The 16,827-nt window shown below is 69.9% G+C and carries 8 protein-coding genes and 1 tRNA gene; 8 read left to right on the top strand and 1 reads right to left on the bottom strand.

Translation table 11 applies throughout. The annotated features are described in order from the left end of the window. Positions 1 to 325 precede the first annotated feature (325 nt). Positions 326 to 398 (top strand) — tRNA-Thr (locus tag ACF08W_RS28015). A gap of 80 nt (positions 399 to 478) precedes the next feature. On the opposite strand, the gene ACF08W_RS28020 is transcribed toward ACF08W_RS28015, so the two are convergent. Then, positions 479 to 3,124, bottom strand: a complete 2,646-nt coding sequence (locus tag ACF08W_RS28020; RefSeq protein WP_392280919.1) for a SpoIIE family protein phosphatase — start codon at positions 3,122 to 3,124, stop codon at positions 479 to 481. A 399-nt stretch (positions 3,125 to 3,523) separates the two neighbouring features. On the opposite strand from ACF08W_RS28020, the gene ACF08W_RS28025 reads away from it, so the two are divergent. From ACF08W_RS28025 to ACF08W_RS28055, 7 genes are all read left to right on the top strand, one after another. Continuing rightward, positions 3,524 to 8,938: a HAMP domain-containing protein gene (locus ACF08W_RS28025; RefSeq protein ID WP_392280920.1), complete on the top strand. Its 5,415-nt coding sequence runs from the start codon at positions 3,524 to 3,526 to the stop codon at positions 8,936 to 8,938. Positions 8,939 to 9,182: 244 nt separating this feature from the next. Then, the gene (locus tag ACF08W_RS28030; protein WP_352279588.1) at positions 9,183 to 9,857 is read left to right on the top strand and encodes a response regulator; all 675 of its coding nucleotides are present in this window, start codon (positions 9,183 to 9,185) and stop codon (positions 9,855 to 9,857) included. A 229-nt stretch (positions 9,858 to 10,086) separates the two neighbouring features. Then, positions 10,087 to 12,873: a DNA translocase FtsK gene (locus ACF08W_RS28035; RefSeq protein WP_392280921.1), complete on the top strand. Its 2,787-nt coding sequence runs from the start codon at positions 10,087 to 10,089 to the stop codon at positions 12,871 to 12,873. A gap of 248 nt (positions 12,874 to 13,121) precedes the next feature. Then, positions 13,122 to 13,922, top strand: coding sequence for a RodZ domain-containing protein (locus ACF08W_RS28040; protein WP_352279585.1), 801 nt, complete (start codon positions 13,122 to 13,124; stop codon positions 13,920 to 13,922). Positions 13,923 to 14,068: 146 nt separating this feature from the next. After that, complete coding sequence (rimO, locus tag ACF08W_RS28045) at positions 14,069 to 15,538, top strand: 30S ribosomal protein S12 methylthiotransferase RimO (protein WP_385205258.1); 1,470 nt, start codon at positions 14,069 to 14,071, stop codon at positions 15,536 to 15,538. Next, entirely contained in the window at positions 15,535 to 16,218 is a 684-nt protein-coding gene (gene pgsA / locus ACF08W_RS28050) for a CDP-diacylglycerol--glycerol-3-phosphate 3-phosphatidyltransferase (protein WP_385205260.1), read from the top strand. Before rimO ends, pgsA begins: the two co-directional genes overlap by 4 nt. Beyond that, a complete protein-coding gene (locus tag ACF08W_RS28055; protein ID WP_392280922.1) occupies positions 16,215 to 16,724 on the top strand; it encodes a CinA family protein in 510 nt (169 codons plus the stop codon). The genes pgsA and ACF08W_RS28055 overlap by 4 nt, the downstream gene beginning before the upstream one ends. The last annotated feature ends 103 nt before the right edge of the window (positions 16,725 to 16,827 follow it).

The following is a 16,827-nucleotide window of genomic DNA, read 5'->3' on the forward strand; positions in this document are numbered from 1 at the left end:
CCTGTGGGAGAGTAGGACGCCGCCGAACTTCTTTTACGGGAAAGCCCCGTGTCCTTTGTGGACACGGGGCTTTTCTGCGTTTACCCCCATTTCCCGGCCGTTGTGGTGGCCGGGGCTCGGTTCCGTGTCGGCGTGGATCGATGCCGGGCCGACCGGCCGGCGGCGCGTCGGCAGGTCGGTTCGGTGCGGTCCTGACCAGGGCCGGCGCGGGGTTCCCGCCGGGGCCGTGAGAGCCATGAGAGCCCGTCAGAGGCCGCCTCAGACAGCGATTTTGACCATCCCTGAGTTCAGGGTATGCTTTAGCTCGTTGCCGCAGGGCAGCAAGGCCCCAATAGCTCAGTCGGTAGAGCGTCTCCATGGTAAGGAGAAGGTCTGCGGTTCGATTCCGCATTGGGGCTCAGAAGAAAAAGAAAGGCCCCCGCCAGTTGGCGGGGGCCTTTCTCGTTGGTGCTCGAATCTCGTTGATACCCAACCCGGGCTATGCGGCAGGCGGCTCCGGTACACGCATGGCGAGGATGGCCATGTCGTCCGAGGCGGGCTCGGCGGCGAAGCGCTCCACCGCCCGCAGAATGCGTGCGGCCACCGCACCCGCCGTAAGACCGGTGCAGGTCGCCAGAACGTCCGCCAGGCCGTCGTCGCCCAGCATGCGGGAGCCCTCACGCCGTTCCGTGATGCCGTCGGTGACACAGAGGAGCACGTCGCCGGGGTCGAGGGTGACCGTCTGCTCGTACAGTTCGAGGTCCTCGATGACGCCGAGGAGGGGCTGGGGTTCGGCCGCTGCCTCGACCAAGCCGTCCTGGCGCAGACGCAACGGGAGGGGGTGCCCCGCACAGACCACCTTCAGCAGGGCGCTCCCGTCCTCCTGGGGCCACAGCTCGCCGTACAGCAGGGTCAGGAAGCGGCTGCGGGATCCCTCGTCGAGGATGGCCGCGTTGAGCCGCTCCAGGACGGCGGGACCGCCGAAGCCCTCGCGGGCCAGCAGACGCAGCGCATGCCGGGCGAGGCCGGTGACGGCCGCGGCCTGCGGGCCCGTACCGCACACGTCGCCGATGGCGAAGCCGTAGGCGCCGTCACGGATCGGGAACACGTCGTAGAAGTCGCCGCCGACCTCGTTGCCCTCGCCGGCCGCCCGGTAGATGACCTCGATCTCGACATTGGGGATCTCCGGCAGCCCGGGCGGCAGCAGACTGCGCTGGAGGGACTTGCTGATCGCCATGCGCTCCGAGTAGAGACGGGCGTTGTCCAGCGCCAGCGCGGCACGGCGGGAGAGGTCCTCGGCCAGCTCCAGGATCTCCTGGCGGAAATGGTCGTCGGACGGCTTGCCGAGCGTGAGCATGCCGATGACGCGGTTACGGGCCACCAGCGGCAGCACGACCGTCTCACCGCCCACGGCGGCCGCGGTGGCCAGCGTCGTACGGACATCGGGGCCGAGCCTGCCGGGTTCGCCGAGCCGACTGTTCTCGGCGAGGCCGAGCGTGCGCATCGAACCGCGCAGCGCCGCCTGGTGCGCGGCCTCGGACGGGGCGGTCCAGACCCGGACACCGGGGGTCGGCACGGGTTCCGGCGGCGGGATGCGGGAGAGCAGGGCCTTGAGGCCGTCGATGCGGTCCTCGTCCTCGTGGAGAACGTAGGAGAGGTCCGGCTCGGAGACCTGGTCGGCGATCGTGTAGACGGCGCACCAGGTGGCCAGGGTCGGCACCGTCATCTGGGCCATCAGCGCCAGCGTCTGGTCCCGGTCGAGGGTTCCGGCGAGCAGATCGGAGGCTTCCACCAGGAACGACAGCGAACCGCGGCGGAGCCGCTCCAGTTCGCCGAGGCGGGCCGACTCGACGGCCAGCGCGATCCGGTCGGCGGCGAACTGGAGGCGCAGGGCCTCCTCGTTCGTGTACCGGCCGGCCGCCTCGGCGGCCACCCCGAGCGAGCCCGTGAGCCGGCCCTCGACCTTCAGCGGGACGGTGACGACGGAACGCATGCCGGTGCCCGCGAGGAGCGGGACGGCGCCCGGAACGTTGTCGAGGTCCTCGTGGACGGCGGGCATCCGGGCGGAGCCGTACCGTCCGGTGCCGGCCTCCACCGGCACCCGGGCGAAGCGCTGACGGGCGGAGGGCAGCCCCGTGGTGGCCCGTACCTCCAGCTCCGTCTCGTCGTCCGTGGCCAGCAGGAGGAAGGCGGCGTCGGCGTCGAGCATGTCGCGGGCGCGCTCGACCGTGCGCTGGAGGAGGCCGTCGAGGTCGTCGGGGGCCGGGGAGCCGATGAAGACCTCGAAGGGGTCGGTCTTGCCGCTCTCGGTGGCCGTGTCGGAGACCGGGGCGCGCGGCGGCGACTGGAGCACGGCGCGTTCGTAGTCGCGGACGAGCAGGCAGACCGTCGACGGCTCGCCGTTCGTGTCGCGGATCCTGAGGTGCGAGGCGTAGACGGGGACGATCCGGCCGTCGACATCACGGATCCCGTAACTTCCCTCCCAGCGCGAGAGCCGGAGGGCGTCGGCGATACCCGTGCTGGTGCCGGGGGTCTGGGGCCAAGCGGTGAAGTCCGTGAACTGCTTTCCGCCGACCTGCTCGGCGGTATGGCCGAAAAGGTATGCCGCGTCCTCGTTCCAGGTGGCGATGGCGTCGCTGCCGTCGATCTGGACGACCGCCACCCGGACCCGCTCGTCGGTGACCGGCAGCATCCCCACGGGGAGCAGCGGGCCGGCCGAGCGGATGCCGACCGGGCGCTCGGGCAGGTCGAGCTGGAACCAGACGTGCTTGCGGGCGGGTGAGTACTCGACGCCCCAGCGGGTGGCGAGCGCCGCGCAGAGCAGCAGCCCGCGACCGCCTTCGCGGTCCGGGCTGCCGAATTCCGGACCGGCTCCCTGGAGCGGGACCTCACGCTCCGGATAGTGGTCGGAGACCTCGATGCGCACACCGTCCTCGGTGCGCAGACAGAGGACGTCCGCGGCGGTGCCCGCGTGGATCACGGCATTGGTGACCAGCTCGCTGGTGAGGACGACCGCGTCGTCGACGACGTCCGTGTAGCCCCATCCCTGGAGGGTGTCGCGCACGAAGGCGCGGGCGGTCGCGACGGAGCGTCCGACCGGTTCGAAGGTGGCGGCCGCACGCGCGGTGATCACAGCACTCCCCATTGGTGTCTCGTCGCTTCCCCGAGTCCTGTGCCCGTTTCTCGCCGCTTCGATACGCCTGCCAGGCTAGACGCTCGTTCCCGGTGCCGGGTACACGAGGGGCGAGTTCGGACAGGAGCGAACGGAACGGGCCGCTGACCGGACAAGTGTGGGCTTCCCGGCGGATCGGCGCGGGGCGACGTCCGGAGGTCGCACCCCCGCACAGGCGCACCTGGTACGTTTCAACGATTTGACGTCCCCATGGTCACCCGTCGACGGTGGCTGTGGTGGTGAGCCAAAACAAGAACTGGGCAAGCTCCCAGATACGGCCCGAGCGATACGGTCAACCCCTGCGGGAGGGACACGGTGGAGTCTGGCACGGCGGCGCGGGGCAGGAACACGCGCACAGAAGGCGGACAGTCCGTGAGGAAACAGCGCCATGGAACCATCGACGTCGACGCGGCAGCGCTCAACAGACTGCTGGCGGGTCTGGTGGCGATGCGCGACGGGAATTTCCGCAGGCGTCTGACCGTCTCCGGCGAGGGCGTGATGGCGGAGATCGCCGCGGTCTTCAACGAGGTCGCGGACCGTAATCTGCACCTCACCGGTGAGCTGGCCAGGGTGCGGCGGGTGGTCGGGCGCGAGGGCAAGCTGACCGAGCGGCTGGAGCAGGGCGCCTGCGAGGGCTCCTGGGCCGCCGCGATCGACGCCTCCAACGAGCTGGTCGACGACCTGGCCCGCCCGGTCTCGGAGGTGGGGCGGGTGCTGTCGGCAGTGGCCGACGGCGATCTCGAGCAGCGTATGGAACTGAGGTCGCACGCCTCCGACGAGACGGTACGGCCGCTGCGCGGCGAGTTCCTGAAGGTCGCCCGCACGGTCAACAGCCTCGTCGACCAGCTGTCCGCGTTCACCGAGCAGGTGACCCGGGTCGCGGTCGAGGTGGGCACCGAGGGCAAGCTGGGCGGCCAGGCCCAGGTGCGCGGGATGTCCGGGTCCTGGAAGGACCTCACGGACTCCGTGAACACCATGGCGCACCGGCTGACGCTGCAGGTGCGGGACATCGCGCTGGTCACGACGGCGGTGGCCAAGGGCGACCTGTCGCGGAAGGTCACCGTCGACGTGGCCGGCGAGATGCTCCAGCTGAAGAACACCGTGAACACGATGGTCGACCAGCTGTCGTCGTTCTCCTCCGAGGTCACGCGGGTCGCCCGCGAGGTGGGTACGGAGGGCGAGCTCGGCGGGCAGGCCGAGGTGCCGGGCGTGGCCGGGGTCTGGAAGGACCTGACCGACTCCGTCAACACGATGGCGGGCAACCTCACCTCCCAGGTGCGCGGGATCGCCGAGGTGACGACGGCGGTCGCCAACGGGGACCTCTCCCAGAAGGTCACGGTGAGCGCGCGCGGCGAGGTCGCGCAGCTCGCCGAGACCATCAACCAGATGACCGCCACGCTGCGGGTCTTCGCCGACGAGGTCACCCGGGTGGCCAGCGAGGTCGGCGGCCAGGGCCGGCTGGGCGGTCAGGCGAAGGTGCCGGGGGCGGCGGGGACCTGGAAGGACCTGACCGACTCGGTGAACACGGTCTTCCGGAACCTGACGACGCAGGTGCGGGACATCGCGCAGGTGACGACGGCGGTCGCCAACGGTGACCTGTCGCAGAAGGTCACCGTGGATGTCGCGGGGGAGATGCTGTCGCTGAAGAACACCGTCAACACGATGGTGGCCCAGCTCCAGGCGTTCGGTTCGGAAGTGACCCGGGTGGCTCGCGAGGTCGGTGTCGAGGGCCGGCTGGGCGGTCAGGCCGAGGTGCCGGGGGCGGCGGGAACGTGGAAGGACCTGACCGACTCGGTGAACGCGGCGTTCCGCAACCTCACGGGGCAGGTGCGGGACATCGCCCAGGTGACGACCGCGGTGGCCAACGGTGACCTGTCGCAGAAGGTCACCGTGGACGTCGCGGGCGAGATGCTGGAGCTGAAGAACACCGTCAACACCATGGTGGCGCAGCTGTCGAGCTTCGCCGACCAGGTGACGCGGATGGCGCGGGACGTGGGTACGGAGGGGCGGCTCGGCGGGCAGGCCCAGGTGGAGGGGGTCTCGGGCACCTGGCGCGAGCTCACCGACTCCGTCAACTTCATGGCCGGGAACCTCACCTCCCAGGTCCGCCAGATCGCCCAGGTGACCACGGCGGTGGCGCGGGGTGACCTGTCGCAGAAGATCGACGTGGACGCGCGCGGAGAGATCCTGGAGCTGAAGAACACCATCAACACGATGGTCGACCAGCTCTCCGCCTTCGCCGAGCAGGTGACCAGGGTCGCCCGGGAGGTCGGCACCGACGGTCGGCTGGGCGGCCAGGCGCAGGTACCGGGTGTGGCCGGGGTGTGGCGCGACCTGACCGATTCGGTGAACGGTATGGCGGGGAACCTGACCGCTCAGGTCCGTAACATCGCGCAGGTTGCCACGGCGGTGGCGCGCGGTGATCTGTCGCAGAAGATCGACGTGGACGCCCGGGGCGAGATCCTGGAGCTGAAGAACACCATCAACACGATGGTCGACCAGCTCTCGAACTTCGCGGAGCAGGTGACGCGGGTCGCCCGCGAGGTCGGCACGGAGGGCATGCTCGGTGGTCAGGCCGAGGTGCAGGGGGTGTCCGGTACGTGGAAGGACCTGACCCAGTCCGTCAACCGGATGGCGAACAACCTCACCTCCCAGGTGCGCGGGATCGCCGAGGTGACGACGGCGGTCGCCAACGGCGACCTCTCCAAGAAGATCACCGTCGATGCCAGGGGCGAGATCCTCGAACTGGTCACGACCGTCAACACGATGGTCGACCAACTGCTCAACTTCGCCGACGAAGTGACGCGTGTGGCACGCGAGGTGGGTACGGAGGGCATCCTCGGGGGCCAGGCACGGGTGCCGGGGGCGACCGGCATCTGGAAGGACCTGAGCGACAACGTCAACCTGATGGCCAGCAACCTGACCAGTCAGGTGCGGAACATCTCCCGGGTCTCCTCGGCGGTCGCCAACGGCGATCTGCGCAAGAAGGTCACGGTCAAGGCGCGCGGCGAGGTCGCCGAGCTCGCCGACACCGTCAACACGATGGTCACCACGCTGTCGTCGTTCGCGGACGAGGTGACGCGGGTCGCCCGTGAGGTGGGTACGGAGGGCGAGCTGGGCGGCCAGGCGCGGGTGCCCGGGGTCTCCGGGACGTGGAAGGACCTCACCGAGTCGGTGAACTCGATGGCGTCCAATCTGACCGGACAGGTGCGCCAGATCGCCACGGTCACCACCGCCATCGCCAAGGGCGATCTCACCAAGAAGATCGACATCGATGCCCGGGGCGAGATCCTGGAGTTGAAGAACACGATCAACACGATGGTCGACCAGCTGTCGAGCTTCGCGGAGCAGGTGACCCGGGTCGCCCGCGAGGTGGGCACGGAGGGGCAGCTGGGCGGTCAGGCACGGGTCAGGGACGTCGACGGCACCTGGCGCGATCTCACCGAGTCGGTGAACGAGATGGCCGGGAACCTCACCCGTCAGGTGCGGGCCATCGCGGCCGTGGCCACCGCCGTGACCCGGGGTGATCTCAATCTGAAGATCGACGTGGACTCGGCCGGTGAGATCCAGGCCCTCCAGGACAACATCAACACCATGATCGCCAACCTCCGCGACACCACGGCGACCAACAAGGAACAGGACTGGCTCAAGGGCAACCTCGCCCGGATCTCCGGCCTGATGCAGGGCCGCCGCGACCTCGACGACGTGGCCTCGCTGATCATGAGCGAGCTCACCCCGGTCGTCTCCGCCCAGCACGGCGCGTTCTTCCTGGCCATGCCGACCGGCGACGCCGCGGTGGGCGCGGACAGCGAGGAGGAGGGCTCGTACGAGCTCCGGATGCGGGGCAGCTACGGCTATTCGGCGGGCTCGATGCCGACCTCGTTCCGGCCCGGCGAGACGCTCATCGGCACGGCCGCCGAGGAGAAGCGGACCATCCAGGTGGACAACGTGCCGCCGGGGTACCTGAAGATCGCCTCCGGACTGGGGGAGGCGCCGCCCGCGCATGTGATCGTGCTGCCGGTCCTCTTCGAGGGGAAGGTGCTGGGCGTGATCGAGCTGGCGTCGTTCCAGCCGTTCACGCACATCCAGCGCGATTTCCTCAACCAGCTCGCCGAAATGATCGCGACGAGCGTCAACACCATCAGCGTCAATACGAAGACCGAGAAACTCCTCGAGCAGTCGCAGGAACTGGCCGTGCAATTGCGGGACCGCTCCCAGGAGTTGGAGAACCGGCAGAAGGCGCTGCAGGCATCCAACGCGGAACTGGAGGACAAGGCCGAACTGCTGGCCCGGCAGAACCGCGACATCGAGGTCAAGAACACCGAGATCGAGGAGGCCCGGCAGATCCTGGAGGAGCGCGCCGAGCAGCTCGCGGTCTCGATGCGCTACAAGTCCGAGTTCCTGGCCAATATGTCGCACGAGCTGCGTACGCCGCTGAACTCGCTGCTCATCCTGGCGAAGCTGCTCGCGGACAACGCCGAGGGAAATCTCTCGCCGAAGCAGGTGGAATTCGCCGAGACGATCCACGGGGCCGGTTCCGACCTGCTCCAGCTGATCAATGACATTCTCGATCTGACGAAGGTCGAGGCGGGCAAGATGGACGTCAGCCTGACCCGGATCGCGCTGGTCCAGCTCGTGGACTACGTGGAGGCGACATTCCGGCCGCTGACCGCGGAGAAGGGGCTCGACTTCTCCGTACGGGTGTCGCCGGAACTGCCCGCGACGCTGCGCACGGATGAACAGCGGCTGTTGCAGGTGCTGCGGAATCTGCTCTCCAACGCGGTGAAATTCACCGACAGCGGGACGGTGGAGCTGGTGATCCGGCTCGCCAACGAGGACGTGCCGCACGCCATCCGGGAGCAGCTCCTGGAGGCCGGTTCGCTGCAGGACGCGAGCGCCGATCTGATGGCGTTCTCGGTCACCGACACCGGTATCGGGATCGCGTCCAGCAAGATGCTGGTGATCTTCGAGGCGTTCAAGCAGGCGGACGGCACGACCAGCCGCAAGTACGGGGGCACGGGGCTCGGGCTGTCCATCAGCCGGGAGATCGCCCGGCTGCTGGGCGGCGAGATCCACGCGGCGAGCGAACCGGGCCGTGGCTCGACGTTCACGCTGTATCTGCCGCTGCACCCGCGGGAGTTGCCGCAGCCGGGCTACCCGCAGTCCGGTGAGACGGGCGGGGAAGGTCTGCCGCCGGAGACCGGTGCGGCCGTCGAGCCGGCGGCCCCGTCCTCCGGTTCGGGCGCGGCCGGCGTCTCCGGGCTGATGCGGCGCCGCCGCAAGAGCCTGGAGAGCGCGGAGCGTCGGCCGGCCCTGCCGTCGCCGTCGAGGGGAGCGGCGCCGTCGGCACCGCAGGAGCCCTGGGAGCTCGCCCCGCAGGAGGAGCCCGAGGCGCGCCGGACGTTCGGTTTCCGCGGCGAGAAGGTGCTCATCGTCGACGACGACATCCGCAACGTCTTCGCGCTCACCAGCGTGCTCGAACAGCACGGCCTCACGGTGCTCTACGCGGAGAACGGGCGGGTCGGGATCGAGGTCCTGGAGCAGCACGACGACGTCGCGGTCGTCCTGATGGACATCATGATGCCGGAGATGGACGGCTACGCCACGACGACGGCGATCCGTCGGATGCCGCAGTTCGCCGGGTTGCCGATCGTCGCGTTGACGGCGAAGGCGATGAAGGGTGACCGGGAGAAGGCGATCGAATCCGGCGCCTCCGACTATGTCACCAAGCCCGTCGACCCTGATCACCTTCTTTCCGTAATGGAGCAGTGGATGCACGGGAAGTGATCATTTACTGGGCGAATCACGATGAGTTGCTGATCGACTGTGCCCGCACGGGTGTGAGAAGGCGCTGGACGGGGAACCTTCTGGTCCCCCACCGCGTTTCTGCTGTGTGCACAGTGACATCGCGGTGACAGGGTGTGGCGACGGGCGGGGTGCGGCTACCATGACCGGCACAAGGACGGACGGCGCAACGGAGTCGTCCCCTGGGGCGGCGCCCGGTGCATTTCCGGGGCGAGGAGGACGGGCCATGGTGCAGAAGGCCAAGATCCTCCTGGTCGATGACCGACCGGAGAATCTGCTGGCGCTGGAGGCCATTCTCTCCGCGCTCGATCAGACCCTGGTCCGGGCATCGTCAGGGGAGGAGGCGCTCAAAGCGCTGCTCACGGACGATTTCGCGGTCATTCTGCTGGACGTGCAGATGCCGGGCATGGACGGTTTCGAGACCGCCGCGCACATCAAGCGGCGGGAACGGACCCGGGACATCCCGATCATCTTCCTCACCGCGATCAACCACGGTCCGCACCACACCTTCCGGGGTTACGCGGCCGGCGCGGTGGACTACATCTCGAAGCCGTTCGACCCATGGGTGCTGCGGGCCAAGGTCTCGGTCTTCGTCGAGCTGTACATGAAGAACTGCCAGCTGCGCGAGCAGGCGGCGCTGCTCCGGCTCCAGCTGGAGGGCGACGGAGGCGATCCGGGCCGGGACAAGGAGCCCACGGGGCTGCTCGCCGAGCTCTCGGCACGGCTCGCGGCCGTCGAGGAGCAGGCCGAGGCGCTCTCCAAACAGCTCGACGACGAGTCGGCGGACGCCGCTGCGGTGGCGACCGCCGCCCATCTGGAGCGCAAGCTGACCGGGCTGCGCCGGGCGCTCGACGCTCTGGAGCCCGGAACCGGCAGCAGCGCGGCGGCGCTGCCCTCGTAACGGGCCGTCATGGGGCCGACGGCCCCTGTGGCCGCGCGATTCCCGGCCGAGGGCGGGGCGATCGTCGGGCCCCGGCCCAACTGCCCTCCGCCCGCGACTGTTCGGCGGACCGGTGATCCGGCGTCCGGCGGTGAACGGGCGTCAGTTCGCGTCCTCCGCACGGCGACACGAACGGGTGAAGCGGTGGTCGCACGTGTTAACGGCCATCAACACCGGTAATCTCGGCACCATGGCCTCACGTACGTCCGGCAAGGGTTCCCAGGGCACGGCGGGCACCGCGAAGAGCGCCGGCCGTAGCGCGGGGCCGGCCAAGAAAGCCGCGCCCGCGAAGAAGGCGGCGGCGAAGAAGACCGCGCCCGCGAAGAAAGCCCCCGCCCGGAAGACGGCGGCGAAGAAGGCGGCCCCGCCCCCGCCCGCCCCGTCACCCACCAGCGGCGTCTACCGCATGGCCCGCGCCGTCTGGCTCGGCACCGCCCACGCCGTCGGCGCGATGTTCCGCGGCATAGGGCGTGGCGCCAAGGGGCTCGACCCGGCGCACCGCAAGGACGGCCTCGCGCTGCTGCTCCTCGGCCTCGCGCTGATCGTCGCCGCGGGCACCTGGTCGAATCTGCGGGGGCCCGTGGGCGACCTCGTGGAGATGCTCGTCACCGGGGCCTTCGGCCGGCTCGACCTCCTCGTACCGATACTGCTCGGCGTCATCGCCGTACGGCTGATCCGCCACCCCGAGAGGCCGGAGGCCAACGGCCGCATCGTGATCGGGCTCTCCGCGCTGGTCGTCGGGGTGCTCGGCCAGGTCCACATCGCCTGCGGGTCGCCCGGCCGGGAGGACGGCACCACGGCCATGCAGAACGCGGGCGGGCTCATCGGCTGGGCGGCCTCCAAGCCGCTGGTCCACACGATGGGCGAGGTCCTCGCCGTACCGCTGCTGCTGCTGCTCACCGTCTTCGGGCTGCTTGTCGTCACCGCGACGCCGGTCAACGCGATCCCGCAGCGGCTGCGGCTGCTCGGCACGAAGCTCGGCCTCATCCATCCGGAGTACGACCCCGGGGCGGACGAGGAGAGCGACGACGAGCGCTACGAGGAGCAGTGGCGCGAGTCGCTGCCCGCCCGCTCCCGCCGCTCCCCGGCGCGCCGTTCCGAGGCACCCGCCGAGTACGACCCCGAGCAGGCCGAGGCCGAGGCGCTCTCCAAGCGCCGCCGACCGCGCAGGCCCGCCGCGCAGCCGGTGGCCAACCGCACCATGGACGCGGTGGACGTGGCGGCGGCCGCGGCGGCGGCCCTCGACGGGGCGGTGCTCAACGGCATGCCCCCCTCGCCGATCGTCGCCGACCTCACGCAGGGGGTCGCCGTCGAGCGCGAGCGCCGGGCCACTCCGCTGCCGGGCGCCAGGGAGGCCGAGTCCGGCACGGGCCCCGGCCAGGGCGACCGGGCCGGGAAGACGGCGGCGTCCTCGGGCAGCGTGCCCGACCTGACCAAGACCGTGCCGGACTCGCAGTCCCAGCCACTGCCCGCCCGCGCCGAGCAGCTCCAGCTCTCCGGGGACATCACCTACGCGCTGCCCTCGCTCGACCTGCTGGAGCGCGGCGGCCCCGGAAAGACCCGCAGCGCCGCCAACGACACCATCGTCGCCGCGCTGACCAACGTCTTCACCGAGTTCAAGGTCGACGCCGCCGTCACCGGATTCACCCGCGGTCCGACGGTCACCCGCTACGAGGTCGAGCTCGGCCCCGCCGTGAAGGTCGAGCGGATCACCGCGCTCGCCAAGAACATCGCCTACGCCGTCGCCAGCCCCGACGTACGGATCATCTCCCCGATCCCCGGCAAGTCCGCGGTCGGCATCGAGATCCCCAACACGGACCGGGAGATGGTCAACCTCGGTGACGTGCTGCGCCTCGCGGACGCGGCGGAGGACGACCACCCGATGCTGGTGGCGCTCGGCAAGGACGTCGAGGGCGGCTATGTGATGGCCAACCTGGCGAAGATGCCGCACGTACTGGTGGCCGGTGCGACCGGCTCCGGGAAGTCGTCCTGCATCAACTGCCTGATCACCTCGATCATGGTGCGGGCGACCCCGGAGGACGTCCGGATGGTGCTGGTCGACCCGAAGCGCGTCGAGCTCACCGCGTACGAGGGCATCCCGCACCTGATCACGCCGATCATCACCAACCCCAAGCGCGCCGCCGAGGCGCTCCAGTGGGTCGTGCGCGAGATGGACCTGCGGTACGACGACCTCGCCGCGTTCGGGTACCGGCACATCGATGACTTCAACCAGGCCGTCCGCAAGGGCAAGGTCAAACCGCCCGAGGGCAGCGAGCGCGAGCTCTCCCCGTACCCGTACCTGCTGGTGATCGTCGACGAGCTCGCCGACCTGATGATGGTGGCCCCGCGCGACGTGGAGGACGCCATCGTGCGGATCACCCAGTTGGCCCGCGCCGCCGGTATCCACCTGGTGCTGGCGACCCAGCGGCCCTCGGTCGACGTCGTCACCGGGCTGATCAAGGCGAACGTGCCCTCCCGGCTGGCGTTCGCGACCTCCTCGCTGGCCGACAGCCGGGTCATCCTCGACCAGCCCGGCGCCGAGAAGCTCATCGGGAAGGGCGACGGCCTGTTCCTGCCGATGGGGGCGAACAAACCCACCCGTATGCAGGGCGCCTTCGTCACCGAGGAGGAGGTCGCCGCCATCGTCCAGCACTGCAAGGACCAGATGGCACCGGTCTTCCGCGAGGACGTGGTGGTCGGCACCGCCAAGAAGAAGGAGATCGACGAGGAGATCGGCGACGACCTGGACCTGCTCTGCCAGGCCGCCGAGCTGGTCGTCTCCACGCAGTTCGGTTCCACCTCGATGCTCCAGCGCAAACTCCGCGTCGGCTTCGCGAAGGCCGGCCGGCTGATGGACCTGATGGAGTCACGCAACATCGTAGGACCGAGCGAAGGTTCGAAGGCCCGCGACGTCCTCGTGAAACCCGACGAGCTGGACGGGGTGTTGGCGCTCATCCGCGGGGAAGCCGCTCCGTAAGGGGTGCTCCTTGATCCCCGACGGGGAGCACAGGCCACCTCTCAGGTGAAGACGGGCAACCCTTTGGCCGGGTCGTACGTCAACCTGGAGGGAGGGGCGGCAGAATTGTCCCTCCCGGAACGGCCCGGGGAATCGGACGATGTTCGATTCCAATGGAGGGCAAAGTGCCTCCTCCCGGTTGCCCCACCCTTTCGCAACCCACCTAGACTGAACACCCAGCAGGTGGCTCACGCTCGAAAGGCGCCCCCGTGTCCATCGGCAACTCCCCCGAAGACGACCGGCCTTCGATCGGTCGAGCGCTCCAGCAGGCTCGTATCGCCGCAGGTCTCACGGTCGAAGAGATCAGCTCGTCCACCCGGGTGCGCATCCCCATCGTGCACGCGATCGAGGAGGACGACTTCTCCCGCTGCGGCGGCGACGTGTACGCCCGCGGCCATGTCCGAATCCTGGCGCGTGCCGTCGGCCTCGACGCGGACCAGCTGGTCGCGCAGTACGACGCGGAGCACGGCGGCCGTCCCGCGCCCACGCCCGCGGCCCCGCTGTTCGAGGCCGAACGCATCCGCTCCGAACCCCGCCGGCCGAACTGGACGGCGGCCATGGTCGCCGCGATCGTCGCCGTCGTCGGATTCGTCGGCTTCACGGCCCTGAAGGGAGGTGACGACACCCCCTCGTCCACCCAGCTCGCGGAAGGGTCGACGCCCAACACGAAGACCCCCGCGCCCAAGACCCACAAGCCCGCCGACCCCAAGCCGGCCCCGTCCGACAGCGCCATCGCCGCCGCTCCCCGGGACAAGGTGACGGTGCGGCTCGACGCCACCCGGGGCAAGAGCTGGATCTCGGCCAAGGACCACAACGGCCGGTCGCTCTTCGACGGACTGCTGCTCCAGGGCCAGACCAAGACCTTCCAGGACCAGGAGCGGGTCGACCTCGTCCTCGGCGACGCCGGCTCGATCGAGCTCTTCGTGAACGGCAAGAAGGTCGAGGACACGTTCCAGCCGGGCCAGGTCGAGCGGCTCTCGTACACCAAGGGCGACCCCGCGGTCGGCTGATCCGTACACGCAGCGTTTCCCCGCACGGCGACGACGTCACGGCGAGCGCCCGGCAATCCGCCGGGCGCTCGCCGCGTTCGTCACCCGGTGTGACGGGGGAACCCTGCGCGGCAGGTCGAGTGCCGGGACAAAGTAGTCTTGAGCCCATGCCCGAACGCCGTACCGTCGCCCTTGTCACTCTTGGCTGCGCCCGTAACGAGGTGGACTCGGAGGAGCTCGCAGGCCGCTTGGCAGCGGACGGCTGGGAGCTCGTCCAGGACGCCGCCGACGCGGATGTCGCCGTGGTCAACACCTGTGGATTCGTCGAGGCCGCCAAAAAGGACTCCGTCGACGCCCTCCTCGAAGCAAATGATCTGAAGGACCACGGCAGGACCCAGGCCGTGGTCGCCGTCGGCTGCATGGCCGAGCGCTACGGGAAGGACCTCGCCGAGGCCCTCCCCGAGGCGGACGGCGTCCTCGGCTTCGACGACTACGCCGACATCTCCGACCGCCTCCAGACCATCCTCAGCGGCGGCATCCACGCCGCGCACACCCCGCGCGACCGCCGCAAGCTGCTGCCGATCAGCCCGGCCGAGCGGCAGGACGCCTCCGTGGCCCTGCCCGGCCACGCCCAGGAGGCCGCGCCCGCCCCCGAGGACCTCCCCGAGGGCGTGGCCCCGGTCTCCGGTCCGCGGGCACCGCTGCGCCGGCGGCTGGGCACCAGCCCCGTCGCCTCGGTGAAGCTCGCCTCCGGCTGCGACCGCCGCTGCTCCTTCTGCGCCATCCCGTCCTTCCGGGGCTCCTTCATCTCCCGGCGCCCCTCCGACGTGCTCCAGGAGACCCGCTGGCTGGCCGAGCAGGGCGTCAAGGAGGTCATGCTCGTCTCCGAGAACAACACCTCGTACGGCAAGGACCTCGGTGACATCCGCCTGCTGGAGACGCTGCTGCCGGAGCTCGCCGACGTCGAGGGCATCGAGCGGATCAGGGTCAGCTACCTCCAGCCGGCCGAGATGCGCCCCGGCCTGATCGACGTGCTGACCTCGACGCCGAAGGTCGCGCCCTACTTCGACCTGTCCTTCCAGCACTCCGCCCCCGGGGTGCTGCGCGCGATGCGCCGCTTCGGTGACACCGACCGGTTCCTGGAGCTGCTGGACACCATCCGGAGCAAGGCGCCCGAGGCCGGTGCGCGCTCCAACTTCATCGTGGGCTTCCCCGGCGAGACCGAGGCCGACGTGGCGGAGCTGGAACGCTTCCTCACCGGCGCCCGGCTCGACGCCATCGGCGTCTTCGGCTACTCCGACGAGGAGGGCACCGAGGCGGCCGGCTACGAGAACAAGCTGGACGAGGACGTGGTCGCCGAGCGGCTGGCGCACATCTCGCAGCTGGCCGAGGAGCTGACCTCGCAGCGCGCCGAGGAGCGCATCGGCGAGACGCTCCAGGTGCTCGTGGAGTCCGTGGACGACGAGGACGGCGCGGTGGGCCGTGCGGCGCACCAGGCGCCCGAGACGGACGGCCAGGTGCTCTTCACGACACGCGAGGGCCTGGTCCCCGGCCTTATGGTCGAGGCGAAGGTCGTGAGCACCGAAGGAGTGGACCTCGTGGCCGAATGTTCCGGACGGGTGGAGGCGGCCAGATGACGGGAGTCCCGGCATCCGCGGCAGGCGGCTCCGGCGCGAAGCCGGTCCGCGGCGGCAAACTGGGTGCTGCGGCCGTCAATCAGGCCAGTCTGTGGAACATCGCCAACCTGCTCACCATGGTGCGGCTGGTGCTGGTCCCCGGCTTCGTGCTGCTGCTGCTGCACAACGGCGGGTACGACCCGGTCTGGCGGTCCTTCGCCTGGGCGGCCTTCGCCATAGCGATGATCACCGACCTGTTCGACGGCCACCTGGCGCGGACGTACAACCTGGTCACCGACTTCGGCAAGATCGCCGACCCGATAGCAGACAAGGCGATCATGGGTGCGGCGCTGATCTGCCTCTCCTACCTCGGTGACCTGCCCTGGTGGGTCACGGGAGTGATCCTCTTCCGCGAGCTCGGCATCACGGTGATGCGTTTCTGGGTGATCAGACACGGGGTGATTCCGGCCAGCCGCGGCGGCAAGATGAAGACCCTGGCCCAGGGGACCGCCGTCGGGATGTACGTTCTGGCACTGACCGGACCGCTCGCCACACTGCGCTTCTGGGTGATGGCGGTGGCCGTCCTGCTGACGGTGCTCACCGGGCTCGACTACGTGCGCCAGGCGGTCGTCCTGCGCCGCAGGGGGCTCGCCGCCGAGCGGGCCGCCGAGGGGCGCACTCCGGCGGAGTCCGAGCGGTGACGACCGCCGCCGAGGTGCTGGCGCTGCTCGGGGAGCGGGGCGAGAGCCTCGCCGTCGCCGAGTCGCTGACCGGCGGTCTGGTCGCGGCGGAGCTGACGTCCGTGCCGGGTTCCTCGCGGTCCTTCCGGGGCTCCGTGACGGCGTACGCGACGCCGCTGAAGCGGGACGTCCTGGGAGTGGACGGAGCTCTGCTGGCGGAGCGTGGTGCGGTCGACCCGGAGGTGGCGCGGCAGATGGCAGCCGGTGTGCGGCGCGTCCTGGGCGCGGACTGGGGCGTGGCGACGACGGGGGTCGCGGGCCCCGATCCGCAGGACGGCAAGGCGGTGGGCACGGTGTACGTGGCGGTCGCCGGACCGGGCGGCGCGGAGAATATCGCCGCGCTGCGGTTGAACGGCGGCCGGGCGGACATTCGTAGAGAGAGTGTGCGAAGCGCACTCACGCTGCTTTCGGCGGAACTCGGCAAGAACGCAAGGGCACAGGATACGGAAGAGAACGGGGGGAATTGATGTTTGCAGCCCTGAGTGAACACGACATCGCTCCCCGCACGGCCGCCGCGCGAGGCGGTACGGTGGGGCGTGAAGGATGCGGCTACGCGGTCCGAGGAGGGAG

Source organism: Streptomyces sp. NPDC015144 (assembly GCF_043079735.1).
In the GTDB taxonomy this organism is placed as follows: Bacteria; Actinomycetota; Actinomycetes; order Streptomycetales; family Streptomycetaceae; genus Streptomyces.

Coding starts and splice junctions, on each gene's coding strand:
- ACF08W_RS28020 (WP_392280919.1), bottom strand. CDS start 3,124: ATGGGGAGTGCTGTGATCACCGCGCGTGCGGCCGCCACCTTCGAACCG.
- ACF08W_RS28030 (WP_352279588.1), top strand. CDS start 9,183: ATGGTGCAGAAGGCCAAGATCCTCCTGGTCGATGACCGACCGGAGAAT.
- ACF08W_RS28035 (WP_392280921.1), top strand. CDS start 10,087: ATGGCCTCACGTACGTCCGGCAAGGGTTCCCAGGGCACGGCGGGCACC.
- rimO (WP_385205258.1), top strand. CDS start 14,069: ATGCCCGAACGCCGTACCGTCGCCCTTGTCACTCTTGGCTGCGCCCGT.
- pgsA (WP_385205260.1), top strand. CDS start 15,535: ATGACGGGAGTCCCGGCATCCGCGGCAGGCGGCTCCGGCGCGAAGCCG.